The sequence below is a fragment of the Microbulbifer sp. ABF4_143 genome (assembly GCF_056160225.1).
The window spans coordinates 1-26,426 of record NZ_JBSWWT010000031.1 but is presented as its reverse complement, the minus strand read 5'-3'; the positions used below and the strand labels follow the sequence as shown (position 1 = coordinate 26,426).

Annotated in this window: 17 protein-coding genes; 6 read left to right on the top strand and 11 right to left on the bottom strand. The window is 65.2% G+C overall.

The genetic code is table 11. The features are described 5' to 3' along the window. Positions 1-172: 172 nt before the first annotated feature. The 6 genes from ACXAF3_RS17280 to ACXAF3_RS17255 all read right to left on the bottom strand — a co-directional run bounded on the left by ACXAF3_RS17280 (position 173) and on the right by ACXAF3_RS17255 (position 7,445). Positions 173-1,903, bottom strand: a complete 1,731-nt coding sequence (locus tag ACXAF3_RS17280) for a BatD family protein (RefSeq protein ID WP_475113539.1) — start codon at positions 1,901-1,903, stop codon at positions 173-175. 47 nt (positions 1,904-1,950) lie between these two features. After that, positions 1,951-3,786: a VWA domain-containing protein gene (locus ACXAF3_RS17275; protein ID WP_475113538.1), complete on the bottom strand. Its 1,836-nt coding sequence runs from the start codon at positions 3,784-3,786 to the stop codon at positions 1,951-1,953. Continuing rightward, on the bottom strand, positions 3,783-4,829 hold the full coding sequence (locus ACXAF3_RS17270) for a vWA domain-containing protein (RefSeq protein WP_475113537.1): 1,047 nt from the start codon (positions 4,827-4,829) through the stop codon (positions 3,783-3,785). The genes ACXAF3_RS17275 and ACXAF3_RS17270 overlap by 4 nt, the downstream gene beginning before the upstream one ends. Beyond that, positions 4,822-5,388 carry a DUF4381 domain-containing protein gene (locus tag ACXAF3_RS17265; RefSeq protein WP_475113536.1) on the bottom strand — a complete coding sequence of 189 codons (567 nt, stop codon included), beginning with the start codon at positions 5,386-5,388 and terminating at the stop codon, positions 4,822-4,824. Before ACXAF3_RS17265 ends, ACXAF3_RS17270 begins: the two co-directional genes overlap by 8 nt. A gap of 82 nt (positions 5,389-5,470) precedes the next feature. Further along, positions 5,471-6,436 (bottom strand): DUF58 domain-containing protein, encoded by a 966-nt coding sequence (locus ACXAF3_RS17260; RefSeq protein WP_475113535.1) that lies wholly within the window; start codon positions 6,434-6,436, stop codon positions 5,471-5,473. 37 nt (positions 6,437-6,473) lie between these two features. Next, positions 6,474-7,445, bottom strand: a complete 972-nt coding sequence (locus ACXAF3_RS17255; protein ID WP_475113534.1) for an AAA family ATPase — start codon at positions 7,443-7,445, stop codon at positions 6,474-6,476. Between the two features lie 320 nt (positions 7,446-7,765). On the opposite strand from ACXAF3_RS17255, the gene ACXAF3_RS17250 reads away from it, so the two are divergent. Both ACXAF3_RS17250 and ACXAF3_RS17245 read left to right on the top strand, forming a co-directional pair. After that, entirely contained in the window at positions 7,766-12,652 is a 4,887-nt protein-coding gene (locus tag ACXAF3_RS17250) for an NAD-glutamate dehydrogenase (protein ID WP_475113533.1), read from the top strand. A 66-nt stretch (positions 12,653-12,718) separates the two neighbouring features. Next, entirely contained in the window at positions 12,719-13,753 is a 1,035-nt protein-coding gene (locus ACXAF3_RS17245; protein WP_475113532.1) for a quinone-dependent dihydroorotate dehydrogenase, read from the top strand. A 33-nt stretch (positions 13,754-13,786) separates the two neighbouring features. Here ACXAF3_RS17245 and rmf read toward each other — a convergent pair whose 3' ends face one another. Then, a complete protein-coding gene (gene rmf, locus ACXAF3_RS17240; RefSeq protein WP_475113531.1) occupies positions 13,787-14,038 on the bottom strand; it encodes a ribosome modulation factor in 252 nt (83 codons plus the stop codon). Between the two features lie 420 nt (positions 14,039-14,458). On the opposite strand from rmf, the gene rlmKL reads away from it, so the two are divergent. Continuing rightward, positions 14,459-16,657: a bifunctional 23S rRNA (guanine(2069)-N(7))-methyltransferase RlmK/23S rRNA (guanine(2445)-N(2))-methyltransferase RlmL gene (rlmKL, locus tag ACXAF3_RS17235; protein ID WP_475113530.1), complete on the top strand. Its 2,199-nt coding sequence runs from the start codon at positions 14,459-14,461 to the stop codon at positions 16,655-16,657. A gap of 214 nt (positions 16,658-16,871) precedes the next feature. On the opposite strand, the gene ACXAF3_RS17230 is transcribed toward rlmKL, so the two are convergent. Both ACXAF3_RS17230 and ACXAF3_RS17225 read right to left on the bottom strand, forming a co-directional pair. Continuing rightward, entirely contained in the window at positions 16,872-19,280 is a 2,409-nt protein-coding gene (locus ACXAF3_RS17230) for a bifunctional serine/threonine-protein kinase/formylglycine-generating enzyme family protein (protein ID WP_475113529.1), read from the bottom strand. A gap of 18 nt (positions 19,281-19,298) precedes the next feature. Continuing rightward, a complete protein-coding gene (locus ACXAF3_RS17225) occupies positions 19,299-20,222 on the bottom strand; it encodes a PP2C family protein-serine/threonine phosphatase (RefSeq protein WP_475113528.1) in 924 nt (307 codons plus the stop codon). A gap of 327 nt (positions 20,223-20,549) precedes the next feature. Between ACXAF3_RS17225 and ACXAF3_RS17220 the strand changes: the two genes are divergently transcribed. Together ACXAF3_RS17220 and ACXAF3_RS17215 are read left to right on the top strand one after the other, a co-directional pair. Then, positions 20,550-21,413: an FHA domain-containing protein gene (locus ACXAF3_RS17220; protein ID WP_475113527.1), complete on the top strand. Its 864-nt coding sequence runs from the start codon at positions 20,550-20,552 to the stop codon at positions 21,411-21,413. A gap of 5 nt (positions 21,414-21,418) precedes the next feature. Further along, a complete protein-coding gene (locus ACXAF3_RS17215; protein WP_475113526.1) occupies positions 21,419-21,667 on the top strand; it encodes a glutaredoxin family protein in 249 nt (82 codons plus the stop codon). Between the two features lie 23 nt (positions 21,668-21,690). On the opposite strand, the gene ACXAF3_RS17210 is transcribed toward ACXAF3_RS17215, so the two are convergent. Next, positions 21,691-23,661 carry a transglycosylase SLT domain-containing protein gene (locus ACXAF3_RS17210; RefSeq protein WP_475113525.1) on the bottom strand — a complete coding sequence of 657 codons (1,971 nt, stop codon included), beginning with the start codon at positions 23,659-23,661 and terminating at the stop codon, positions 21,691-21,693. Positions 23,662-23,830: 169 nt separating this feature from the next. Between ACXAF3_RS17210 and ACXAF3_RS17205 the strand changes: the two genes are divergently transcribed. After that, positions 23,831-25,690: an ATP-binding cassette domain-containing protein gene (locus ACXAF3_RS17205; RefSeq protein WP_475113524.1), complete on the top strand. Its 1,860-nt coding sequence runs from the start codon at positions 23,831-23,833 to the stop codon at positions 25,688-25,690. Positions 25,691-25,753: 63 nt separating this feature from the next. On the opposite strand, the gene ACXAF3_RS17200 is transcribed toward ACXAF3_RS17205, so the two are convergent. After that, positions 25,754-26,191 (bottom strand): universal stress protein, encoded by a 438-nt coding sequence (locus tag ACXAF3_RS17200; protein WP_475113523.1) that lies wholly within the window; start codon positions 26,189-26,191, stop codon positions 25,754-25,756. Between the last annotated feature and the right edge of the window lie 235 nt (positions 26,192-26,426).

The window sequence follows — 26,426 nt, the reverse complement described above, 5'->3', positions numbered from 1 at the left end:
CGCACGCGGGGCCTTCTCGGTTGAAGCAATGGGAGCCCGGTGAGCCGAGAGGTTCACGCCGGGTTCTGCGAGCAGCTGAGGGGGCAGTTCCCTCGGCTGACTCACCCGCCTTTTTTCGTTACGTAGCGACTTCGCCTTTTGATTCTTCTCGCTGTGGATTCAAGCCGGATTATCAGAACAGACTCGGTAGCGGCCTGTCTTCTCCCACGCTTTTTTCTATTAACTCCCGCTTGAGCAAGCGGCTGACCAAAATCTGCACCTGTTGTCTATTTAGCGGCTTCGGCGGCGTCACGTAGAGCGCTGCATCCAATTGTCCCTGCAGTTTTTCCAGCTCCTCGAACCCCAGTTGGCGCTTGGCCTCGCCCAGGCTGTTTCCCGTCACCTGTGGCCAGCGGGCGCGAAGCCAGTTGAGGGTGGCCTGCTGGATTTGGGCGGGATCGCCGCTCGCTGCGGCGCGCTCCAGCGCGCGGGCCTGTTGCTCGGCATCGGACTGTCGCTTTCGGGGGCTGGGTGCCGGATTCTGGGCGGCGCGCCGGCGGAAGAAATACAGCAGCCACAGCAGGTGCGAGGCGAGGGCGGCTATGGCCAGGTTGCGCCAGAAGTTGTCCTGGAGCGCGGCGGGGGCGGTGCCGGGTTTCAGGTCTGGGATGGTGCCGGGCTGTTGCACCGAGGTGCCCGCGGCGGCGCCGCTGACGCTAAAGCGGAAGGCGGGCAGTTGGGTGGCCCGCTGGCGGCCGGTTTTGGTGTCCCACCAGGTGATGGTGATCGGCGGCAGCTGGTAGTCGCCGGGTTTGGTGGCGACTATGGCGGTGGTTTCTATGCGGCTGCCGGCGATGCCGTTCTGGCTGACCTGGTCGTCCTGTTGCGGCTGGTCCGGGTAGGTCTTCAGGCCCTCGACGTTGAGTTTCGGTAGCGGCGGCAGCTGGGCGGCGCGCAGGCCCTCGGCGCGCAGGGTGACTATGCGGGTGATGGGCTCGCCGACGGTGAAGGTCTTCGGGTCCTGGCTCCAGCTTTGCACTATGCCGAGGCTGGCGGCCGGGAGCCAGTGGGCGCCGCTGTAGCTGTCCGGCTTCGGCTGCACGTCGATGGTCTTGGGCTGGGAGCGCAGCCGCAGGCGCTGGCTGTTGCGGTTGAACAGGGAAAAGGGATCGCGGCGGCCGGCGACGGCCACATAGTTCAGCGCCGGGATCGTCAGCTCGCCGGAGCTCTCCGGGAAGACGGCGTAGGTGAGTTCGTAGACGGCGTGGCCGACGCCGTTGATGCGGCGCTCGTAGCGCTGTTCATCCACTTTCTCCACGTGCGCACCCGCTATCTGCAGCGGCTCCGTGGCGATATCGTGCAGGCCGATGGTGGTGTAGAGGCGCACCTTGACCAGCAGCTGCTCCTGCACATAGACCTTTTCTTTGTCCAGCTGCACCTCGAGGAAGGCCTGGCGGTTGCCGGCGCCCGGTCCGGTGCCGGCTTCGGTCACGGTGATCGGTATCGCGTCGGACACCAGGCCCTTGTAGTGCAGGGAGGGGACGAACAGCTTGCCTTCCCGTTTCGGCGCCAGGGTCAGGATCCACTCGACGAAGCTCTCGGCGCGGCCGTTGATGACCCGGTACTGGTTGGACTGCTGGCGGGAGAGGATATCGAAGTCCTGTTCCAGCAGTTCGAAGTCCGGCTGGCCGCCGGACTCATCGCCGGAGTAGCGCAGGCGCAGGTTCAGGGTTTCGTCTATGCCGATTTTGTTGCGGTCTACGCTGGCGGTCAGGTCGCCGGAGGCGTGGGCGACATTGGTGATCAGCAGGAGCAGCAGTGCCTGCAGTAGACCGGCGATCCAGTAAATGTGGTGAGTCCGTTCGCGGCCACGGGCCGCTCCTACAGGATGGGCTCCGATTCGTGTTTCTGCACTTGGGGGCATAGTGCGATCCATTCCGCATTCATCATTCATCATTCCACATTTCTCCCCTACCATCTCTGCGTGGCTCCGTTCTCCGGGGGCTGCCACTCGCCGCTGCGGTAGGCGCGGCGGCGCTGCAGGCTTTCGTATTTGAATTTCTCGCGCATCAGGCCGGCGGGATCGTCGGGAATCTGGCGCAGCCACTGATCCAGGGCCTGCTGGGTCTCCGGGTCGAGCGGGGTCTCCTCGGCGCCGGCCGGTTGCTGCTGGCCCTGCCGTGTTTCCTCGCCGCCCTGCTGCTGTTGTTGCGCGGCCTGTTGTTCCCGCTCCCGCTGATCCTGTTGTTCGCCATTCTGGGGCTGCTGTCCGTCGGGCTGTTGCTGCTCGGACCCCGGGGGTTGCGACTGCGCGTCGCCGTTTTGCTGGTTCTGTTGGCCCGGCTGTTGATCCTGCGCCTGCTGGCCGTCGCCGTTTTGCTGTTGCTGCTGGTCGCCGGATTGCTGCTGATTCTGCTGCTGTTGTTGCTGCTGCAATTCCTGCAGCTTCCGCGCGATTTCGCGGTTGTGTTCGGCGTCGGCGAACTGCGGCTGCCGCTTCAGCGCCTCGTCGTAGGCGGCGATGGCCTCGTCGTAGCGGCCCTGCTGGGTCAGACTGTTGCCCAGGTTGTAGAGGTCCTCGGCGTCATTGCTCTGGGAGAAATCCTGTGCGGCGGCGGGAAAGTCGCCGGCGCGGTAGTTGGCCGTGCCGCGCCAGCGGGGATCCCTGAAGGTCTCCGCGGCCCGTTCGGCCTGGCCCTCCTGCAGCAGACGCTGGCCCTGCTGGTCCTCCCGCTGCCAGAGATCCTTCCACTCGAACGCCTGGGACTGCTGCGGCGGCAGCATCAACAGCGCGAAGGGCAGGGCGCAGGCGAGGGCGCCGCGGCGGAACAGCAGCGCGGCCAGGGGCAGCAACAGCAGTACCAGCCAGGGGCCCTCTTCGCGCCACTGATCGAATTCCCGCTCGGTGAGTTGCGCCTGCTGCGGGGCCTCGCTCTCCGGGAGCAGGTGGGCGATATCGCTGTCGTCGACGCTGATCTTGGCGTAGCGGCCGCCGCTGCCGCGGGCGAGGCGCGCCAGGTCGCGGGCATCGAAGTTGGCGATAATGATGGCGCCGTTGCTGTCGGTGACGAAGCCGCCGCCGTTGCCGCGGGGAATGGGGCTGCCCTCGCCGCTGCCGACGGCGAGAATATTCAGCGGGACTTTTGCGTCGGCCAGGGTTCTGGCGACTGCGCTCAAGGCCATCTCGTCGATGCCGTCGGTAACGGCCAGCAGCTGGCCGCGCCCGGCGGCGCCGTCCTTCAGCAGGCGGATGCCCGTCTCCACGGCCATTTCGATATTGCTGCCCTGAACCGGCATGATCGCCGGCGACAGCGCCGGTACCAGGTTGGCGATGGTGGCCGTGTCCTCGGTCAGCGGCGTCACCACATGGGCCTCGCCGCCGTAGGCCACCAGTGCGGTCAGGCCGTCCTTGCGCTGGCGCAGTATGTCGAGGATTTTCAGGCGCGCGCGGGTCAGGCGGTTGGGCGACAGGTCGGTGGCCATCATCGATGGCGACAGGTCGAGCAGAATGACCAGTGCATCCTGGTTGCTGTAGACCGGAGTCGGCAGCTTGCGCCAACTGGGGCCGGCGAGGGCGATCACCATGCCCGCGAGCAGAGCGAAGATCAGCGCGAACAGCCACGGGCGCCTGGCGCCGCCGCGCAGCAGCAGGTGCGGCAACAGGTCGGCGTCGATGATCTTCTGCAGCTGGCCGCTGTTCAGGGCGGTGCGGGCGAGGCCCCAGCAGAGCAGGGCGGCGGGGAGCAGCAGCCACAGTAAGTGCGGGCGCAGGAAGTGGAACTGGTGCAGGTCGGCGAACAGGTTCACAGCGCTCGGCTCCGTTGGGTGGGGCTGGCCGCAGTACGGCGCCGGGGCTCGGCGCTTCCGGCGCTGGACAGCAGCGGTACCGATGCCCACAGCAGTGCCAGCAGCAGTGCCGCACCCAGTGGCCAGATATACAGGGATTTCAGCGGGCGGTAGCTCTCGGCCTCCTGTTCCACCGGTTCGAGCCGGTCCAGCTCGGCGTAGATCTGCGCCAGCTCCTGCGGGTTGTGGGCGCGGAAGTAGCGCCCGCCGGTTTTGTCGGCGATGGCCTGCAGTGTCTCGCTGTCCAGGTCCCGGGATGGATTGATCCGGCGGCTGCCGAAGCGACTGCCGAGCAGCCCCGGCTGCACCATCTCCTCGGCGCCTATGCCGATCGTGTAGACGGTGACACCCGCCTGTTGCGCCAGCTCTGCGGCCTTGAGCGGCGACACCTCGCCGGCGGTGTTGGCGCCGTCGGTCAGCAGTATCAGTACGCGCTGTTCCGCCGGGCGCTGGGTCAGGCGCTTCACCGAGAGTCCGATTGCATCGCCGATGGCGGTGCCCTGGCCGGCGAAGCCGATCTGCGCCTCGCGCAGCAGGGTGCCGACGGTTTCGCGGTCGTAGGTCAGCGGCGCCTGCAGATAGGCGCGGGTGCCGAACAGCACCAGGCCGAGGCGGTCGCCCTGGCGGCGCTCGACGAAATCCCCGACCACCTGTTTGACCGCGTCGATGCGCATCGCCGGGCGGCCGCCGAGCAGCATATCCGGGGTTTCCATGCTGCCGGAAATATCCACCGCGACGAGCAGGTCGCGGGCGCTGCTGGTCTGGGTAATCGGCTCGCCGTACCACTGCGGGCGCGCGGCGGCGGCGACCAGCAGCAGCCAGATCAGCGTGAGCAGCATCAGGTTCGGCAGGTTGCTCTGGCTGCCGCCCCCGCGATGGGACAGCTCGGCATAGAAGGGTACTTTCAGCGCGCTGGTGAGCGGCCTGGCGCGGGGCAGCAGCCAGCGCGCCAGAATCGGCAGCGGCAGCAGCGCAAAGGCCCAGGGGAATGCGAACTCAAACACGGCTTCCCTCCGCCGCGCTCTGTCCGGCCGCCGCCGGCAGTGATTCGCGGTGTTCCCGCACCCATTGCAGGGCATAGCTGCGGAAGGCTTCACTGCCGGCGGTATCGGCAGTGTCTTTGCGATAGAGGTGTTCCAGCAGAACTCTCTGCACTCTGTCCGTACAGGGGATCCCGGCGGTATCTTGCAGGAATTCCAGCCAGGCGCGCCCGGTCAGGTTGCCGCAGGTGGCGCGCCCGTAGCTGGTGACGGCCACGCGTTTCAGTATTTCGTTGATTGCCTGCGCCGCCCTGGTATCGCCGCAGTCAATTTCCTGCAGCAGCCGCACGGCTTCGTCTCTGTAGCGGTTTTGCGCGTGACGCCGGCGCCTGCGGCGCAGCCACAGGTAGAGAGCTGCGGTGCAGGCCAGCAGCAGAAATGCCAGCAGCCACCAGCCGGGGGCCGGCGGCCACCAGCTCACCGGGGCCGGTTCGCGGATATCGCGCAGCTGTGCCAGAAGCTCCCGGGCTTCCGGTGACAGTTGCGGCGCCGGCTGGGTCTGCTGAATCGGGAGCAGTCTCACGAAATTCGCTCCCGGGCTGCGGCGGAGAGCGATCGCGGCCATGGGCCGCTCCTACAAGGGGGACGCTCGAATATCGGGTGGCTCATTGCACCGGCCTCCTGTTGTTCTGCTGGCGCGAGCCGTAGTAGGACAGCAGCGCCGGCACCAGCGGCTGGGTGTTGTCGAAATCCAGCAGCGGCAGCCGGTGGCGGCGGCACAGGTTTTCGACTTCCTCCCGCGCCTGGGCCTGGCGCTCGGCGTAGTGTTCGCGCAGCGGGCGGTTGCCGGCGCTCAAAAAGGTGCGCTGGCGCCCGTCGGAAATGGTCAGGGACTGCGCCGGCAGGCGCCGCTCCAGCGGATCGGAAATGCGCACCACCTGCAGGTCCGCGTGGCGCGTGAGCAGATACAGCGGCTGCGCGCAGTCTTCATCCAGGTCGTGGCAGTCGCTGATCAGGAAGAGGGCGCTGCCGGGGCGCGCGATACGGCGCGCCTCCTCCAACAGGGTCTTCAGCGACTGGCTGCCGTGTTCGGGCACCGGGCTGTTCAGTTCTGCGGCGCGGGCGACCATATTGTGGATCATCGCCAGCACCGCGTGGTGGCTGCGGCGCGGGCGCACTGTGTCGATATCCCGGTCGGCGAACAGCAGAGCGCCGATGCGGTCGCTGTGCTGCAGGGCGGCCCAGCCGAGCGCCGCGGCTATGCCGCAGGCGGCCACGGACTTGAACGCCAGCCGGCTGCCGAAAAACATCGGCGAGCGCAGGTCGAGCAGAATGACCACGGGTCTCTCCCGCTCCTCCTGGTAGAGCTTGGTATGCGTCGTGCCGGTGCGCGCGGTCACGCGCCAGTCGATGGTGCGCACATCGTCGCCGGCCTGGTAGTCGCGCACCTCCTCGAAGTGCATGCCGCGGCCGCGGTAGCGGGTGAGCAGGGCGCCGGCCTGGTCGCTTCTGGCCAGGCGCGGCTTGAACAGCTGTATCTGGCGGGCCACGTGGCGCAGGCGCACCAGTGGCTCCACCTCGGGATAGGCGCCGCGGAGTTCCAGCTCTGTAGGGTTCAATGCTTGGGGCAAGTTGGTCTGTTCCGTCCGGCAGTCTTGTGATTCCCGATTAGATGGCCGGCACCTGCTGCAGCAGCCGCGCGATCACCTGGTCGGCGGTGACGCCGGCGGCTTCGGCCTCGAAGCTGAGCAGCAGGCGGTGGCGCAGCACGTCCGGGGCCACGTCCATCACGTCGTCGGGGGTGACGAAATCGCGCCCGGCGAGCCAGGCGCGGGCGCGGGCACAGCGGTCCAGCGCAATGGTGGCCCGGGGGCTGGCACCAAAATCTAGCCAGGAGGCCAGCTCGCTGTCATACTTCGCCGCCTCCCGTGTAGCAATGACAAGTTGGACAGTATAGGTCTCCACCGCCTCGACCATCTGCATTTCCAGAATCTGGCTGCGGGCGCGGAAAATGGTCTCCTGGCTGATCACTTCGGAAGGGCGATTTTCGCCAAGGCTTGCCTCGGATCTGGCCAGGCGCAAAATTTTCGCTTCCGCGTCGGCACCCGGATAGGCAAGATTCACCTGCATGAGGAACCTGTCCAGTTGCGCCTCTGGTAGCGGATAGGTCCCTTCCTGTTCTATCGGGTTCTGTGTCGCCATCACCAGGAACAGTTCGGGTAGCGGATAGGTCTTGCGACCGACGCTAACCTGGCGTTCCGCCATGGCTTCCAGCAGTGCCGACTGTACTTTGGCCGGTGCGCGGTTGATTTCATCGGCCAGCACCAGGTTGTGGAACACAGGTCCGGGTTGAAAATGGAACTCTCCGGTTTCCGGTCGGTAGATATCGGTGCCGGTAATATCCGCCGGCAACAGGTCCGGCGTAAATTGGACGCGATGGAAGTCACCTTCAATAGCTTCGCCCAGCGTTTTGATCGCCTTGGTCTTGGCCAGCCCCGGCGCTCCCTCCACCAGCAGGTGGCCGTCCGCCAGCAGGGCGATCAGTATGCGATTGACCAGGGTTTCCTGGCCGATAATCTGTTGTCCCAGCCAATCGCCCAGGGCGACGATGCGTTCCCTGATATTCCGGTTTGCTTCCATAGCGTTAGCGTCTGCTCTTTTGGTGTGACTTCTGTTGCGAATAGTGCCGCCCCCGTCCCGACCGGCGGCTATCTATCATCTTTTATATATAGTTGCAGCCAATCAGGTGGCGCGTGTTGATTTTAGCGGCGCTCGCCGAAGAGGCAACCGCCGGGCAGCCGGTAGACCAGCTCGGCTGTACAAGGTTCAGTCAGTCGGAGCCGGAAAGAATTTTAATTTTCCGCCCGGGTCCATGCACCGGGGCGGGGATGAAACGACAGCATTTTCGGATCTGCCGCAGGCAAGACCGATAAGAAAAGAATGAACTTGGGAGGTTCTCCGTGAATATGGCGACGGTGATCACCGACAGCCGCGAGGAGCTGGTAGCGCAGGTCAGCGCGCTGATCCGGGAAAAATTGGCCAAACAGGCGGAGCCGGTAGTGGCTTTTGCCGAGCAGTTTCTGCACCAGTATCCGCTGGAAGATCTGGCCGGTCGGCGCCTGACCGACATCTACGGCTGCATCTACACCTGGTGGAACTTTATCCAGCAGCGCCCTGCGGACAAGCCCAAGGTGCGGGTGTTCAACCCGCGCCTGGAGGACGACGGCTGGGAGTGCACCCACACCGTCGTGGGCGTGCTGCAGCGCGACATGCCGTTTCTGGTGGATTCGGTACGCATCGAGATCAACCGTCGCGATACCGTGATCCACTCGATCAAGAGCACGGTGATGCAGTTGCAGCGCACCAAGGGCGGCAAGCTGAAGAAGCTGCTGCCGCCGCGCTGCGAGGCTCCGGATGCGCCGCAGGAGGCGAGCGTCAGCAGCGAAGCGCTGGTCTATGTGGAGATCAATCTGGACACATCGCCAGGCTATGCCGCCGATCTGGCCGCGGCGCTGAAGGATGTGCTCGGCGACGTGGAGCTGGTGGTGGACGACTATGTGCCGATGCTGGACACCTGCAGCGCCATGGAGGACCAGCTGCACACGGGCCTCGCCGAGGATGACGCCAACCTGCAGGAGGCCTGCGCCTTCCTGCAGTGGATGCGCGACGGCAACTTCACCTTCCTCGGCTACCGCGAGTACGAGTTCTGCCAGCAGGGGGACAAGAAAATCCTCTGCGAGGTGGAGAGCCGCCGCCTGGGCATCTTCAAGAAACTGCAGGAACCGGCGGAGCCGACCCCCGAGGCGGCCTTCAACGAGGGCAAGCAGAAGTTTTACCAGGGGCCCAATTTCCTGACCTTCGCCAAGTCGTCGGTCAAGTCGCGGGTGCACCGCGCTGCCTATTCGGACTATGTGACCATCAAGCGCTACAACGCGGAGGGCGAGGTAATCGGCGAATCCGCGTTTATGGGCCTGTATACGTCGCCGGTGTACACCGAGAGCCCGGCCAAGATTCCGATCATCCGCCGCAAGATGGCTTCGATCGTCGAGTCCAGCGGCCTGGCTCCGGAGAGCCACGACGGCAAGGCGCTGCGCCGCATACTGGATACCTTCCCGCGCGATGAGCTCTTCCAGAGCAGCACCCAGGAACTGTTCGAGACGGTCATGGGTGTGCTCTCCATGAGCGAGCGGGCGCATATCCGCCTGTTTATGCGCCGCGATCCCTTCGGCAAGTTCGTGACCGCGACTGTCTATGTGCCGCGCGAGCAGTTCAGCAGCAGCGTGCGCGAGCTGATCTGCGCGCATATCGCCAAGGCCATCAAGGCCCGGGAATCCGACTTTACGACCTATTTTTCTGAATCCATCCTCGCGCGGGTGCACTTCGTGTTCCGCGTTTCCCCGAGCGAGCCGGTGGATATCGATGTGGCGCGATTGGAGGCGCAAATCGTGGACATTACCCGTTCCTGGGAAGACGTATTTCAAAAATCCCTGATCGAAAGCCACGGCGAGGAGGAGGGCAGCCGCCTCTACAACGTGTACGGCCGCGCCTTTCCCGCCGGCTACCGCGAGGATTTCGAGCCGCGTATCGCGGTGCAGGACGTGGCCGCGATCCAGGGGTTGAGCGAAAAGAATCGCGTGGCGATGAGTTTTTACCAGCCGGTGGGCGCCGCGCCGGGCAGTCTGCGCTTCAAGGTGTTCAACTGGGGCGCTGGCCTGACCCTGTCCGACGTGATTCCGGTGCTGGAAAACCTCGGCCTGCGGGTGATGGGGGAATTCCCCTATACGATCCGCCCGAGCGGCGGCACCGACGTCTGGATGCACGAGTTCCATCTGGAGTTCGGCCTGCCCACCCGCGTCGACGCGCAGGCCTCCCGCGGCCTCTTTCAGGATGCCTTCGCGGCCATCTGGGGCAAGGTGGCGGAGAGCGATTCCTTCAACCGCCTGGTGCTCGCGGCGCGCCTGAACTGGCGCGAGGTCTCGATGCTGCGCGCCTACGCCCGCTACCTGAAACAGACCAAGTTCAGCGCCAGTCAGGAATATATCGCCGCGACCCTGGCCAACCATGTGGAGATCACCCGCAACCTGGTGGCCCTGTTCCGCGCCATGTTCGATCCCCGCATCAGCAGTGGCAGGGGCGACCAGCCGCGCGTCGAGCGCCTGATCAAGAAGGTGCACGAGGGGCTGGATGGCGTCGACAACCTGAACGAGGACCAGGTGATCCGCCGCTATCTGGACCTGATCCTGGCTACGCTGCGCACCAACTTCTTCCAGGTTGGCGCCGACGGCGAGCCGAAGGACTACATCTCGATCAAGTTCAGTCCGCGCAGTATTCCCGGCATCCCGGAGCCGCGCCCGGAGTTCGAGATCTTCGTCTACTCGCCGCGGGTCGAGGGGGTGCACCTGCGCGGCGGCAAGGTGGCGCGGGGCGGCCTGCGCTGGTCCGACCGCCTGGAGGACTTCCGCACCGAGATCCTGGGCCTGGTCAAGGCGCAGAATGTGAAGAACGCGGTGATAGTACCCAGCGGCGCGAAGGGCGGTTTCGTCGTGCGCCAGCCGCCGGCGGACGGCAGCCGCGAGGCGATGATGGAAGCGGGTATCGCCTGCTATCAGACCTTTATCCGCGGCCTGCTGGATATCACCGACAACCTGAAAGAGGGCGAAGTGGTGCCGCCGCCACAGGTGGTGCGCCGCGACGATGACGACCCCTACCTGGTGGTGGCGGCGGACAAGGGTACCGCCACCTTCTCCGATATCGCCAACGGCATCGCCGCCGAGTACGGCTTCTGGCTCGGCGATGCCTTCGCCTCCGGCGGCAGCCAGGGCTACGACCACAAGAAGATGGGCATCACCGCCCGCGGCGCCTGGGTATCCGTGCAGCGCCACTTCCGCGAGATGGGCATCAATGTCCAGGAGGAGGACTTCTCGGTCATTGGTATCGGCGATATGGGCGGCGATGTATTCGGCAACGGCATGCTGCTGTCCGAGCATATCTGCCTGAAGGCGGCCTTCAACCACCTGCATATTTTTATCGACCCCAACCCGGATGCGGCGGTGAGCTACCAGGAACGCAAGCGCCTGTTCGAGATGCCGCGCTCCAGCTGGATGGACTACAACCAGAAGCTGATCTCCAAAGGCGGCGGCATCTTCGAGCGCCGCGCCAAGTCGATTGCGATCACACCGGAGATGAAGGCCGCTTTCGGCATAGAGGCGGACCAGCTGAACCCCAACGAGCTGATCAGCGCGCTGCTGCGCGCGCCGGTCGATCTGATCTGGAACGGCGGCATCGGCACCTATGTGAAGGCCAGCACCGAGTCCCACGAGGAAGTGGGGGACAAGTCCAACGACCACCTGCGCGTCAACGGGCGCGAGCTGCGCGCCAAGGTATTCGGCGAGGGCGGCAACCTGGGCATGACCCAGCGCGGGCGCATCGAGTTCGCCCTCGCCGGCGGCCGCTGCAACACCGACTTTATCGACAATGCCGGCGGCGTGGACTGCTCCGACCACGAGGTGAACATCAAGATTCTCCTCAACAAGGTGGTCACCAACGGCGACCTGACTGACAAGCAGCGCAACCAGCTGCTGGAGGATATGACCGACTCGGTGGCGGACCTGGTGCTGCACAATAACTATCAGCAGACCCGCGCCCTGAGTTTGGCCGAGTTCCAGGTGGCCGAGCGCCTGGACGAATACCGCCGCACCATCAATGCGCTGGAGAGTGAGGGGCGCCTCAAGCGCGCGCTGGAATTTATTCCGGACAACGATCAGATCACCGAGCGCCAGGCCAAGGGCCAGTACCTGACGCGCCCGGAGCTGTCGGTGCTTATCTCCTACGTGAAGGTGAAGCTGAAAGAGGAGCTGCAGGGCGCCGAGATCATCGACAATCCGCAGGTGCAGGAGGCGGTGGAGTCCGCCTTCCCGGCGGAGCTGGTGGCGCGCTATCGCGACCTGGTACACGACCACCCGCTGCGCCGCCAGATAGTGTCCACCCAGGTGGCCAACGAGATGGTCAACAATATGGGGATCACCTTCTATCACCGCATCAGCAGCGCCACCGGGGCGGATATCAACACGGTCGCCGCGGCCTACATCAGCGCCCGCGATGTGTACCTGATGCCGGAATTCCAGCGCCAGGTATCGGCGCTGGACTACCAGGTACCGGCGAGCCTGCAGATGGAACTGATGAGTTCCATGGTGGGCCGGGTGCGCCGCGCCACCCGCTGGTTTATCCGCAACCGCCGCGGCGATCTGGATCCGGCGCAAAACTGCGCCCGTTTCCAGGAGCCGGTGCAGCGGGTGATCAAGGCGCTGCCGGAAGTGTTGAGCGGTGCGCCGCGCCGCGACTGGGAGGCCCGCTACCAGAAACTGCTGGAGGCCAAGGTGCCGGAGGAGGTGGCGCTGCTGGCGGCCTCGCCCACCTACCTCTACTCGGCGCTGGGTATGTCCGAGTCCGCGCTCGCCAGCGGGCGGCCGGTGGAAGAGGTGGCCACCGTCTACTTCCGCCTCGCCGACACGCTGAAATTGCACTGGTTCGGCAACCTGATCATCGATCTGCCGGTGGAGAGCTTCTGGCAGGCCCAGGCCCGCGAGACCAGCATGGACGACCTGGACAGCCAGCTCTCCAGCCTGGCCGTCAGTATCCTGCGCCTCGCCGGCGAGGCCGGCCTGGACGTGGATGGCGCAACATCCCGCTGGAGCGCTATCATGGCGCCTGCGATTGCGCGCTGGAACAGCCTGGTGGCCGAACTCAAGGCCGCGCCGGTGAGTGACTTCGCGATGTTAACCGTGGCGCTGCGGGAGCTGATGTACCTGGCCAACGCCACCGCGGATCAGCAGTCCCTGGCGGAATAAGCCGGGCGCCCCCGGCTGCTGAGTTTGCCTGTAGGGGGAATGGCAAGAATCGGATAAAGGAAAACAATGTATTCACATCTGCGCAAAGCCCTGTTCGCGCTGGACCCGGAACGGGCCCACCACCTGTCGCTGGACGCCATCGGCGCCGCCGAGCGCCTGGGCTTGATGTCGCTGTTTGCGAAGCCGGTGGCGGACGACCCGGTGGAATTGATGGGGCTGACCCTGCCCAACCCGGTGGGCCTGGCCGCGGGCCTGGACAAGAACGCCCAGGCGTTCAACGGCCTGGGCGCGCTGGGTTTCGGTTTTGTCGAAGTCGGCACTGTGACGCCGCGTCCGCAGCCGGGCAATCCGCTGCCGCGCCTGTTCCGCCTGCCGGAGGCCAATGCGATCATCAACCGCATGGGCTTCAACAATCTGGGTGTGGACTACCTGGTGCAGCGTGTACGGCGGCGGCGCTACGGCGGCGTACTCGGCATCAATGTGGGCAAGAATTTCGATACGCCGGCGGAGCGGGCGGCGGATGACTACTGCCTGTGCATGGAGAGGGTGTACCCCTACGCCGACTACATCACGGCCAATGTTTCCTCTCCGAACACCAAAGGGTTGCGCGACCTGCAATTCGGAGAAAGCTTGAAGCGCCTGCTCGGCGCCATCAAGGAAAAGCAGCAGCAGCTGGCGCAGGCGAGCGATCGCTATGTGCCGCTGGCGGTGAAGATTGCCCCGGATATCGACGGCGACGCGGTGGCGCAGATCGCGGAGGCCCTGCGCGAGTTTGAGATCGACGGGGTTATCGCCACCAACACCACCATCGATAAATCCGCCGTGGCGCATCTGCCCCACGGCGATGAGGAGGGTGGCCTGAGTGGTATGCCGGTGCGCGAGAAGTCCACTGCGGTGATAGCGCAGCTCGCAAAAGCGCTGCGCGGCCAGATTCCGATTATCGGCGTCGGCGGTATTTTCGATGGCGAGAGCGCCGCCGAAAAGATCCGTGCGGGAGCCACCGCGGTGCAGATCTATACCGGCTTTATCTACCGCGGACCGGCGGTGATCAGGGAAGCCGCGGAAGCCATCGCGATACTGCGCAGGCAGAGCGAGCGTTGAAACCGCTCGCCCTTGTTTGTGGAGCGGCTGCGCTCAGGCAGTGCTCCAGCCATCGGGGTGGTGTACTTCGGTAGTCACAGTGCGGTAGGTCTCCAGCTTTTGCGCCGTGGCTGAACCCCCAAACCCGTTCCAGTAGTCCTCCCGACCCTCGCGCCAGCCGTTGACCCAGGCCTGGTGCAGAGTGCCGTTTTCGAAGGGACAACTCTCCATGGCTTTGTTCTGTGTGGCGGCGAGGTAACCTTTGTAGAAGGCTCTTTCGGACTGGTTACGTTTTTGGCGTTTCATCGTGTGCAGTACCTCTGCTCTTGTGAGTAGGCATAGCGGATTGACCGCCTATTCGATTTTTATCGGTTTTTCGCGCCTGCATTTCTAAGCTTAGTGAATGTTTCAATTGGCTTGTTGTGTACCCCGCGATTCCTGGAGTGATGATTCAAGAATATCGTGGGCTCCAGCGATTCAAAGGCGCGTTCAGCGCGCCGCACCGATTGGCGATTCGCGCCGTCGATATCGACACGGCATCCGTGCGATGCGGGCTCTCAATAGGATTGGTAATGAACACAGGCCCCAGTAGAGCAAAATGTGATTAAAGTGTGAACGAACGCTTTAGTCTTAAAGCTGCTTCTGTTAGAAGCCTTTTGTATAGGCAGGCGGCTTTTGGTGTTATTTCGCGCCGCCGCGACCACGACGAATAATGGGAAGTCAATTTTGAGCGAAGAGCCGACCGAACAACTGGCGTTTACCGCTACCTGCCCCAAGGGTATCGAGGGCCTGCTGGCCGCGGAACTGCGCGAACTGGGCGCCGGGGAAGTGCGCGAGAGGCCCGCCGCGGTGCACTTTAGCGGCCCGCTGGCGCTGGCTTACCGCTGCTGTCTGTGGAGCCGCCTCGCCAACCGCATACTGCTGCGCCTGCAGGAGGTTCGCATCGGCGACGCCGAGGATCTGTACCGCGCCGTCGCGGCCCAGCCCTGGGAGCAGCATATCAACCCGTCCGGCAAGCTGTGGCTGCAGTTTTCCGGTACCAACCGCGAAATCCGCAACAGCCAGTTTGGCGCCCAGAAGGCCAAGGACGCGATCGTGGACAGGCTGCGCCGCCACAGCGGTGCGCGGCCGGTCGTGGACAGGCAGAACCCCGATCTGAGCGTCGCGCTGCGCCTGCAGCGCGACAGGCTGGATATCGCCATCGATCTCAGCGGCGACAGCCTGCACAGGCGCGGCTATCGCACCCATATCGGCGCCGCACCGCTGAAGGAAAACCTGGCCGCGGCGATACTGCTGCGCGCCGGCTGGCCGCAGATAGCCGCCGACGGCGGCGCGCTGCTGGACCCCATGTGCGGGTCCGGCACCATTTTGATCGAAGGCGCGATGATCGCGGCCGATATGGCGCCGGGGCTGCTGCGCGAGAGCTTTGGCTTCGAGCGCTGGCTCAACCACCAGAGCGATATCTGGAATCACCTGCGCGCCGAGGCCATAGAGCGGCGCAACCGCGGACTGGCGCGGGAACTGCCGGAGATCCGCGGTTACGACGCGGACGCCAGGGTGCTGTTTGCCGCCGAGGCCAATATCGTCCGCGCCGGCCTGGAGCGCCGGGTGCGGGTCAGCTGCCGCTCGGTGGCGGCTTTCAAGGTGCCCAGCCACCGCCAGGTCAAACCCGGCCTGGTGCTGACCAACCCCCCCTACGGCGAGCGCCTCGGCGAACAGGAAGCGCTGCGCGAGACCTATGCCGAACTGGGGCGTCAGCTGAAGGCGGAGTTCTGCGGTTGGACGGTCGGCGTGTTTACCGGCAACCCGGAACTCGGCTACGAGACAGGTCTGCGCTCCCACAAGCAGTACCAGCTGTACAACGGCAGCATCCCCAGCCAGCTGCTGCTGTTCCATATCCGCGAACAGGCGGCGCAAGCGGGTGCGGGAGAGGGCGCAGCGAAGCTTTCCGCCGAGGCGGAGATGGTCGCGAACCGGCTGCGCAAGAATCTGCGCACTACCGGCAAGTGGGCACGGCAGAAGGGTATCGACTGCTACCGGTTGTACGATGCGGACCTGCCGGAATACGCCGCCGCGGTGGATCTGTACAGGTCGCTGGAGGGCAGGCTCTACGCCCATGTGCAGGAGTACCGCGCGCCGGCGACTATTGATGAAAACAAGGCGCGCGCGCGTCTGCGCGATCTGGTGCGGGCGCTGCAGTGGGTGCTGGAGATACCCCAGCGGGATATCAGCATCAAGGAGCGCCGCCGCCACTCGCACAAGGGCGGGGCACAGAAGGGCGGCGCCCAGTACCAGAAGCTGCAGGATTCGGCCGACGCCTTTTGGGTGAATGAGTACGGCGCCGAGCTCGAGGTCAACCTCTGGGCCTATCTGGATACCGGGCTCTTCCTCGATCACCGGCCGGTGCGCCAGTATCTGAGGGGGCGGGCCCGCGGCAAAAAATTCCTGAACCTCTTCTGTTACACCGCCAGCGCCACGGTGCAGGCGGCCCTGGGCGGTTGTGCGCAGAGCACCAGTGTGGACATGTCGAAAACCTACCAGGCCTGGAGCGCGCGCAACTTTCGCCGCAACCAGCTGGACCCCTACCGGCACCAGCTGGTGGAGGCGGACTGCCTGCAGTGGCTCGAATCGGCGCAGCAGAACCGCCGCGCCCACTACGACCTGATCTTTCTCGATCCGCCGAGCTTCTCCAATTCGGCAAAAATGCGCGGCGTGCTGGATATTCAGCGGGACCACGCCAGGCTGATCCGCCAGTGTATGGCCCTGCTGGCCCCCGGTGGCACCCTGGTATTTTCCAACAATCTGCGCAGTTTCAAGATGGATGAAGAGCTGAGTGCGGAGTTTTCGGTGGAAAAACTACAGCTGCTGGACAGGGATTTTCAGCGCAATCCGAAAATCCACAATGTGTGGAAGATCGAAGCTTAGCAGGCTACTGAAAAAGTAGTTTTCAGCAGCCTGCCAGCCCGGCCATGGATGGCCGGGTCGCAAATCAAGCACTTAAGTGCTTGATTTGTCGTGGAGGGTTTGCGGACATGCGCCGCAAACCCGGGCTGAAAAAACCATGGATGTTTTTTTCAGCAGCCTGTTAGTCGGGGGGCGGACAGCCCTTTTATCTTTAATACGACTGCCCGCTCGCCACTCACTCCAGTTCCATCACCACGCGGAAGCCGACCTCCCGGGACATGGTGTCTTCGCTCAGCCCCTTGCGGTAATCGGAGCTGACGTTGTTGAGCGGGTCGCGCATCGAGCCGCCGCGCACGGCGCGCAGGCCGCAATTGCTGATTTCCACCGGGCGGGCGTCGCTGCGGCTTCTGCTGTAGTCGCCGAGAAAGCAGTCCTGCACCCATTCGGCCACGTTGCCGGCCGTGTCGAAGAGGCCAAAGGGGTTGGGGGCGTAGTGCCCCACCGGGGCGCTGCTCGCGCTGAACAGAGTGTTGAACTCGCTGGCGCAGCCGCGGCGGCAGTTGGCCTTTCCGCGCGGATTCTCGCCGCCCCACCAGAAGGGGGTCCGCACGCCGCCGCGGGCGGCGTATTCCCACTCCGCCTCGCTGGCCAGGCGGTAGCGCCGCCCCGTCTCCCGGGAGAGCCAGCGCACATAGTCCTGGGCATCGCGCCAGCTCACGTTGATTACCGGCCGGTCGCCGCGCCCCCAGCCCGCATCGCCGGGCAGCGCAGCGCCGGTGGCATCGGCGAAGCGGTCGAAATCGTCAAAGGTGATTTCGTGGGTGGAGATGGCGAAGGGTTTTGCGATACGCACCCGGTGCGACGGGCTGGCGAAGTCGCGCTTGTCGTTGCCCATGCGGAAGCTGCCCGCTTTTACCACAATCATCTGCGGGCCGTGGCCACCGGAGGCGAGTGGGGAGCGGATCTTCTTGCCGTGGTAGTAGCTGCGCTCCAGCGCCACCGGCACCGTCAGATCCCGGTCGTCGATGGCGATCCAGCGGCGCACCGTGGTGTAGCCGGGTTTGCTCACTTCCAGATCGTAGCGCCCCGGCGCAAGCTCCATACCCGGGCGGTAGCGCGGGGTGATATTCATGATCCGCACCCGGGCGTCCCGGGGTTGCGGACGCACATGGAGACTGAAGCGCTCCGGCGGAGCCGCTTGCTGTATTTTTTCCTGCACCTCGGCAGCGGCTATCTCCGCGGCGGCAGCCGCGGTATCGCGCTCCGCAGTATCTGCCGGGACTGGGGCGGGGGGCTGCTCGGTCTCTGTCGCTTTCGCAGAGTCCGCCGGCGCGGTCGGCGCCGAGTCGGGCGCCGCCGACTGGACGGCAGCCGGCGCGGCGTCGGCGCTCTCGCTGGAGGCCGACCGCTGCGTCTGCGCCGCGCTTGGGTCTGTGTTTTCCTGCGGCAGCAACAGCTGCGCGGTCCACTGGCTGGCACTGTCGAGGGGCGCCAGCCCCGTTTGCCATTGCAACTTGTAGCCGATCAGACTGAACAGCAGCCAGGCGAAGGCGCCGCTTACCCCGAGCAGGCCGCCGAACAGCCACTGCCGGCGCTTGCGCTGCGGTGTCTGCTGAATCACCTGGTGAATGCGCATGATGGTTTTCTGCTCGGCGCGCGGGTGATTCTCGTTCAGCGGCTTGTCGCGCCAGCGGGCCCAGGCGCGGGCCAGCTGGTCGCTGAGGGTGCCGTAGAGGGTCAGCAGCAGGGCGCGCATCAGGCTGGAGACGCGCACCGAAGTGTTGTTGAGCTGAGTGGCCTGTGCGGTTGGCTTCCCGGCCAGGGCCGCGAGCAGCTGGTCGATCGCGTCCGCCACGTCCAGACCGCGCTGGAATCGGTGTTCCGGGTCCTTGGCCAGGAAGCGGTCGATCAGGTCCTGGTACAGGGAGTGGCGCGCCGGCAGGCGCGGAATCGGGTCCGTCAGGTGTTTGATAGCGATGGCCACGGCCTCGTCCGCCTGGTAGGGGACGGCGCTGGTGATCATCTCGTAGAACACCACTCCGAGACTGTAGAGGTCGGCGCGGCCGTCGATCGCGGCGCCGCGGGCCTGCTCCGGACTCATATAGTGGGGTGTGCCCACCACCATGCCGGTGCTGGTCATACGCGTGGTGCGGGCGACGGCCCGCGCCACACCGAAATCCGTCAGCACCGCCGAGCCGTCTTCGCGGAACAGGATATTTTCCGGCTTCAGGTCCCGGTGCACATAGCCCTTGCTGTGGGCGTGGTCCAGCGCCAGGGCGATCTGGCGGGTCACGTTCAGGGCCTCAAGCGGCTCCATGATCCCCTTCGCCAAGCGGTCGGACACAGAGCCGCCGGGCATATAGTCCATGGCGATATAGTTGAGGCTGCGGTAGCGGCCGATATCGTGAATACCGACGATATTCGGGTGTGACAGCTGGCCGACGATATTCGCCTCGCGCTGGAAGCGCTCGCTGAAAATGGGGTCGGCGTTCAGCACTGGCGACATCACTTTGAGGGCCACCTGGCGGCCGACGCTGCGCTGGATGGCCAGGTAGACGGTGGACATACCGCCCTGGTTGATTTTCTTCAGGATCCGGTAGCCGGGGATTTCCAATGAGGTACCGCTGGTACTGACGACTTCCATCGAGCGCTTTCCCTGAGATCAGATTTTGCCGAACAGTGTGGCGGCCAGGGCGGCGACCAGACCCAGTGCGGCGATGGCCAGAAGAATTCTGCCGCTCGATTTCAGTTTTTGCACGGAAGCCCGTAGCATCCCGCCTGTGCGCACGGTCCACTTTTCCGTGCCGGCTGACGCCGGTGCCGGCGCGTCTATGACCTGGACGGTGATATTGTCCTTGCCGCCCGCGTCCAGGGCTGCGGCGATCAGCAGGTCGGCGGCGCGGCGGTTGTCGTCGTTTTCGGCCAGTATCCGCGCTATCTCCGCCGGATCCACCTCGGCGCTGAGGCCGTCGCTGCACAGCAGCAGCTTCTGGCCGTGGCGCCAGGGGGAGGAAACCCGGTCGATTTCCAGTTTCGGGTTGGTGCTTCCGCCGATACAGCGGGTGATCACATGGCGGTTCGGGTGGTTGGCGGCTTCGTCGGAGTTGATGGCGCCGGAGTCCACCAGCATCTGTACATAGGAGTGGTCATTGGTGAGCTGTTTGAGCTGGCCGTCGCCGTCGCCGGGAGTCCAGAGGTAGGCGCGGCTGTCGCCGACCCAGTACACGTGGAAGTAGGCACCGTCCTCCGCCGCGACCACCGCCGTGGAGCCCATATTGGCGCTGTTCTGTTCGTCGCCAAGCAGCAGCGCGTGAGCCCGCTGCAGGGCCCGCTCGTAGTGGCGGTCGGTGGCGGCGGAGCGCTGTATCTCCTCGACCACCGTCTGGCTGGCGATCTCGCCGGCCTGGTGGCCGCCGAGGCCGTCGGCAACCACCCAGACGCCGCGCTGCTCGTCGGCCCAGTAGGCGTCTTCGTTCTGTTCGCGCTTGTAGCCCGGGTGGGTGGCGCTGGCGCTGCGCCTCGCGCCACTGGCGCGCTGTACTGCCCCGCTGCGCCGCGATACTTCGCGTACTTTGGCTTCACTCACTGGCGTGCAACTACCTGTCTTTATTCTGATTTATGCGGCGATCCGTCGACAATCTGCGACGTCCGCTGGTCTCGTCCCTGTGGTGTAGCTGGTTCCCGCGCCGGGAGGTGGCCAGAGCAGCTACTGTCTTTTTGGCGCACGATAGATATTAAATCCTGCCGCCATTGTATGCTGCAAACCGAATCACACGCTAATGAAAATCGCCGTGATAGACTCAGCACAACTGTAATGAATGAGTCAACGGCGGAGCGGGCTGCGGATGGGGCCGTCGGCTCCGCCCGGTGGGCGCCGCCTGGATCGCCGCCGGCCCGGTAGAGGAATTTACCCATGCTGAAACTCTGTGACCTGAAGGATGCCAGCCAGAGCGTTTGGTTGGTAGCGCCGAAAGTGACTATAGGGCGCGCGGCCAATTGCGACCTGACGATCGCCGACGAGTCGGTGGCAAAACTGCAGGCGGAGATCGCCGTCGACGGCGACACGCTGACGCTGCGCAACCTGGCCGGCGGCGGCCGGGTGCTGCTGAACGGCAGCCCAGTGTCGGACAGCAGCGCGCTCAAGCTCAACGACCAGCTGCAGGTCGGCAGCCGCACCTTGAAAGTGTTGGACCCGAAGGTGACCAAGCTGCGCCGGAGCACACCGGCGAGCAGTGTCGCCTGGGCGCTGCGCGCCAATCACCCGGCCATCGCGGGCAAGGTGTTCCCGGTCAAGGGGAGCTGCGTGGTAGGGCGCTCGGACGGCTGCGACATCACCTTTTCCCTGTCGCACCTGTCCCGCCGCCACGCGCGTCTCGAGGTGCGCGAGGGGCTGCTGTTTGTCACCGATCTGGGCTCGGCGAACGGCACCTACCTGAACAACAAACGCGTCGTCGAGACCCGGGTGCGCCGGGGGGACGAGCTGCGCTTCGACACCCTGAGCTTCAGCGTCGTGGGGCCGGCGGACGACCTGGACCGGACCACGGTGCGCCCGGCGGTATCCGTTCCGCCGATCAAGGCGGGCGGGCGCGAAAGCAGGTCCGCGGCGGCCAGGCAGCCGCTGGCGTCCGCCAGTGGGTCGACCGGGGAAGCCCCTAAATACGAGGCCGACTCGGCGCTTGCGCAGGGCGGCGGCAGTTTCTGGATCTGGGGCGGCGGCCTGTTGCTGGCGGCGGCGTCCGCCGGCTATTTCTGGGCGCGCAGCCAGGGAATTCTCTGATCGCCATGTCGCGGGAATTGATCCTTTATACGACGCTCGGCTGCGGGCTGTGCGAAAAGGCCAAGCTGGAGATCTGGCCGCTGCTCACGCAGTTCCAACTGAAACTGCGGGAGGTGGATATCGCCGATGATCCGCAGCTTCTGGAGCGCTTTGCGACCCGGATTCCGGTGGTGGGTCTCGGCGATATGGACGATGTCTGTGCCTGGCCCTTCAGCCGGGCGGAACTCGACGACTGGCTGCGCCAGCGCCTCTGAACCCGAACACTGTCCCCCGCAACCTACAACATGCTCGCCGCCTCGTTCTCCCGCAGCAGCCGCAGCTTGGTGCCGCTGCGGTAGGCGTAAATCACCGTGTAGGCGAGCACATTCTGCACATACCTGCGCGTCTCGCTGTAGGGAATGGTTTCTATCCACACGTCGTACGGCAACTGGTTTTTCGTTTCCTTCAGCCAACTGGCGACGCGGGTCGGGCCCGCGTTGTAGGCTGCGGCGGCGAGGAAGCGGTTGTTGTCGAAGCGGTTCAGCAGCGTGCTGAGATAAAAACTGCCGAGGGCGATGTTGGTGCTGGGGCTCAACAGGTCCCAGGTGCGCCGGTAGCGCACACCGGCGCGCCGCGCCGTGGCACGGGCGGTGGACGGCAGCAGCTGCATCAGGCCGAGAGCGCCGGCGTGGGATTTGGCGTCGTGGTTGAAGTGGCTCTCCTGGCGGGCGACCGCGAAGATCAGGTAGGGATCCAGCGCGGTTTTCTCCCCGATGCGCCGGGTGACATCGTCGACGATATCGGCGAAGGCGAGCGGGAAGCGCAGCTCCAGGTCGTCCAGGTAGTCGGCGGCCAGCACGGATTGTATCGACTTGTGGTACCAGCCCCAGGAACTCGCCAGCTTGCCGGCGGTGAGCAGCTCCTGGTGGGACATGCCGGCGGTGGCGTAGTCCCATTCCCGCCGGGCGTGGTACAGCTCGCCGAGGGCCTGTAGCTCCCGCGCCCGCCGCATGGCCGGGCGCGCCGCCATCTGCTCCACCTGCTCGGGATTGATCTGGGCGGGGCGGTCCACGAAACTGTAATTCTGCCCGAGGGTGTCGGCGGCGAGGAAGCCGTAGTAGCTGCGCTCCTCTGCCGCCTTGCGGTACAGGGCGACGGCGATGTCGGCGCGCCCCTTGCCGTAGAGTTCCTCCAGTGCGCGGGCCTTCCAGTAGAGCCAGCGGTCCCGCTGCTGCTCCTCCGGCGGCAGCCGATCTATCCAGAAGGCGACTTGCTCCCAGTCCAGCTCGCGCAGCGACTGGCGCGCCAGCCACTCGAGGGTGTGGGTGTCGTCGAACTCCTGCTCCTGCACCAGCTGCCGCAGGCCCTCGAGATCGTCCTGGCGCGCGAACTGCATGGCCAGGTCGCGCAGGACCGATTCGCGCTCGGCATCGCTGAACAGATAGCTGGCCTGGTAGCGCTGCCAGGCCTCTTCCGCGCTGCGCGCGTCTTTGCGCGCCAGCCGGTAGAGGCCGTGCAACACTATGGTTTTGTACTCCGGCTTGTCACTGATGAAGCGCGAATAGTCGCGCAGTTGTTCGGGCGACCGGTGCACGGCGCGCAGTAGGCCGGCCAGCCGCGCCTGGGGAGCGTCCATCTTGCCGGCGATATATTTCGCCAGGTCGAGGTTGCCGTTCTCGACTGCCAGCCGGTGGCGCTGCCAGGCCAGTTCCGGCGTCAGGCCGCCGTCTTTTATCCAGCGGGCGAACACCGGATCGCACTCGTCCGCCTGGGAGCTGCCCACCAGCCACAGCTCCTCGACCAGCCGGTAGGCGGCCTGTTTGTCGCCGTGGCGGGAGAGGGCGTCCGCGTAGTAGCAGCGCAGTGACGCTCGGGTGATCTTGTCCGGCCGGTAGTACTTCAGGTAGGCGCGGAAGCGCTTGCGGCTCCCCAGCTCGCGCAGCACCCGCACGCGCATCCAGTCGCCGATGGCGGTGTCGCGGTTGTCGGCGAGGAACTGGTCTATGTCGTTGTAGGGCAGGTGCGAGAGCTTCTGGCTGATGGCCCAGTAATCGAGATAGGGCAGCAGCGGGTAGCCCTCCAGCTCCCGCTTCAGTTTCTTCAGTGTGCGCTGGTCGTTGCGGGCGATCGCCATGCGCGCGGCGCGCAACTTCTCCCGCTGCGCGACCGCCTTTTCGGCATCCCCCTCCGCCGCCGGCGCGGGCGCGGCCAACAGGGGCAGCATCAGCAGTGCGCAGAGAAACGCGATTCCCTTTGCGTCAATCGACATCGCAAATACCCAATTGAAAGTCCGCACACGCGTGGGTCTATCGACTCTAGCAGGGCGGCGCGGCAAAAAATGCGTAAAATATCCATTTTTTCACATGACCGGATCCACAGCCCCGCGGTTTTTCCGCGCTGGGAAACGGATCCGGCACTGTTAATTGTAGTGCTAAATTATGTTGCTTCAGTTGGACGGGGTCAGTCTCCGCTATGGAACCCAGGTGCTCGCGGACGGCGTCAGCGCCAAGATTGAGCGCGGCGACCGGATTTGCCTGGTGGGGCGCAACGGCGAGGGCAAGTCCAGCCTGTTGCGCCTGGTCGCCGGCCAGATCGATGCCGATGGCGGCGAAGTCGTGCGCGCGAGCGGTCTGGTGCTGGCGAGCCTGGATCAGGAGCTGCCGTCGGGCTGCACCGACAGCGTCTACCGCTTCGTGGCCGGCGGTCTCGGCGAGGTGGGCCTGTGGCTGGCCGACTACCGGGCCGAACCCGAGGCCGATCTGCAGTCACGCATCGAGGCGGCCCACGGCTGGGACCTGCTGCCGCGCATCGACAGCCTGCTCGACCGCCTCGGCCTGAACGGCGGGGACACGGTCGCCGAGCTGTCCGGCGGCTGGCAGCGGCGCGCCGCGCTGGCGCGCGCGCTGGTGACCGAGCCGGATCTGTTGATTTTGGATGAGCCCACCAACCACCTGGATATCTCCGCCGTGGAGTGGCTCGAAGACTTCCTCGCCGGTTATCGCGGCGCGCTGCTGTTCGTCAGCCACGACCGGGCCCTGGCGCAGCGCCTGGCGCGCAGCGTCTGGGATCTCGACCGCGGCCGCCTGCGGGTGTTCCAGTGCGGTTTCGACCGCTACCAGCAGGAGAAGGAGAAGCTTCTCGAGGAGGAGGCGCGCAACGAGGCGCTGTTCGACAAGAAGCTCGCGCAGGAGGAGGCCTGGATCCGCCAGGGTATCAAGGCCCGCCGCACCCGCAACGAGGGCAGGGTGCGCGCCTTGCAGGCCCTGCGTCGCCAGCGCGAGGCGCGCCGCAACCGCCAGGGGCTGGCGAAGATGGCGCTGGATGCCGGTGAAATGTCCGGCAAGCTGGTGGCGGAGCTGACCGATGTCTCCTTCTCCTATCCGGGGGAAGAGCCGCTGATTCGCGACCTCTCCTTCACCCTGATGCGCGGCGACAAGGTCGGCCTGATAGGCCCCAACGGCGTCGGCAAGAGCACGCTGATCCGCCTGCTGCTGGGCGAGCTGCAGCCGGACTCGGGTACTATCCGCCTGGGCACCAGGCAGCAGGTAGCCTATTTCGACCAGCGCCGCCAGCAGCTGAATCCGCAGCTGTCGGTGCTGGACAATATCGCCGGGGGCCGCGAGACGATCACGGTCGGCGGCAAGAGCCGCCACGCCATGTCCTACCTGGCGGATTTCCTGTTCAGCGGTATCAAGGCGCGCACCAGAGTCGAGGCCCTGAGCGGCGGCGAGAGAAACCGCGCGCTGCTGGCCAAACTGTTCAGTCAGCCGGCGAATATCCTGGTGCTGGACGAGCCCACCAACGACCTGGACGTGGAAACCCTGGAGCTGCTGGAGCAACTGCTGCTGGATTTTTCCGGTACGGTGCTGCTGGTCAGCCACGACCGCGCCTTTCTCGACAATGTGGTGGATTCCTGCCTGGCCTTCGAGGGCAATGGCCGGGTGCGCGAATACGTGGGCGGATACGCCGACTTCCTGCGCCAGGGCGGCAGCTTCTCCGCCTTTGAGGAGCGCAAGCCGGCGGCGAGCGAGCGGCCGGCCAAACCGGAGGCCGCCGGGAAAAAAACGCCTAAAAAGAAGAAGCTCAGCTACAAGCTGCAGCGGGAACTGGACAGCCTGCCGGCGCTGATAGAGCAGTTGGAAGAGGAGGTTGGCGCGCTGGAGCGGGAGGTGGCCGAGCCGGATTTCTACCAGCGGGAGCAGGCGCTGGTGGAGGAGCGGCTGCGGCTCCTGGCGGACAAGCAGGCGCAGTTGGAAGCGGCCTTCGAGCGCTGGGCGGAGCTCGAGAGCGGCGAGTGATTGGCGATGATGGGCGCCGAGTGCCGGGCTTTTGGCCGGCCGCCCGGCACCGATTAACCGCGTTTAATCCGCCTGCACTCTGACCGCCAGTACATCGCAGCCGGCACCGTGCAGGACGCCGTTTGCGGTGGAGCCGAGCAGCAGCGCCAGGCCGTGGCGGCCGTGGCTGCCGATCACGATCAGGTCCGCCTCCAGCTCCTCGGCGAGGCGGTGAATCTCCGTTGCCGGCTGGCCGAGCACCACATGCTGGCGCTGGGCCGGCACATTCAGCGTCTCCGCAGCCTTGCGTAACTGTTCCTTGGCCTGGGACTGCAACTGCTCCTGCACTTCGGACAGGTCCATCGGGATATCGCCACCGTAGGCAAAAGTCAGCGGCTCTATCACGTGGGCGAGGCTCAATTCCGCCGAGAAGGCCCTGGCGAGCTCTCCGGCTTTTTCCAGGACCTGGGACGATTCCTCCGAGAGATCCAAGCCGACGAGAATGCGTTGGTAGCTGGCCATAGGTCGCTCTGCTCCTTTCCTTTATTGGTGTGTCTTTGTGTGAGCGCCGTCTTTGCGCGGACTCCCCGGAAGTCTACTGTAAAAAAAACTGGTTGACATAAATGGCGCAGGGCACCGCACAATATGATCCCTGATGAGATAAACCCCACCCAGTGATGCAATAAATCCGGGACTAGGTGGGATGAACCGGGGTTATGTGGGATGGGAGTTTACAACGCCGTTGCAGATGGTGGAA

Excerpts from the sequence above, each read along its gene's own strand:
- ACXAF3_RS17280 (WP_475113539.1), bottom strand. The coding sequence starts at position 1,903 with ATGCCCCCAAGTGCAGAAACACGAATCGGAGCCCATCCTGTAGGAGCG.
- ACXAF3_RS17255 (WP_475113534.1), bottom strand. The coding sequence starts at position 7,445 with ATGGAAGCAAACCGGAATATCAGGGAACGCATCGTCGCCCTGGGCGAT.
- ACXAF3_RS17245 (WP_475113532.1), top strand. The coding sequence starts at position 12,719 with ATGTATTCACATCTGCGCAAAGCCCTGTTCGCGCTGGACCCGGAACGG.
- rmf (WP_475113531.1), bottom strand. The coding sequence starts at position 14,038 with ATGAAACGCCAAAAACGTAACCAGTCCGAAAGAGCCTTCTACAAAGGT.
- ACXAF3_RS17230 (WP_475113529.1), bottom strand. The coding sequence starts at position 19,280 with ATGGAAGTCGTCAGTACCAGCGGTACCTCATTGGAAATCCCCGGCTAC.
- ACXAF3_RS17220 (WP_475113527.1), top strand. The coding sequence starts at position 20,550 with ATGCTGAAACTCTGTGACCTGAAGGATGCCAGCCAGAGCGTTTGGTTG.
- ACXAF3_RS17215 (WP_475113526.1), top strand. The coding sequence starts at position 21,419 with ATGTCGCGGGAATTGATCCTTTATACGACGCTCGGCTGCGGGCTGTGC.
- ACXAF3_RS17210 (WP_475113525.1), bottom strand. The coding sequence starts at position 23,661 with ATGTCGATTGACGCAAAGGGAATCGCGTTTCTCTGCGCACTGCTGATG.
- ACXAF3_RS17205 (WP_475113524.1), top strand. The coding sequence starts at position 23,831 with ATGTTGCTTCAGTTGGACGGGGTCAGTCTCCGCTATGGAACCCAGGTG.
- ACXAF3_RS17200 (WP_475113523.1), bottom strand. The coding sequence starts at position 26,191 with ATGGCCAGCTACCAACGCATTCTCGTCGGCTTGGATCTCTCGGAGGAA.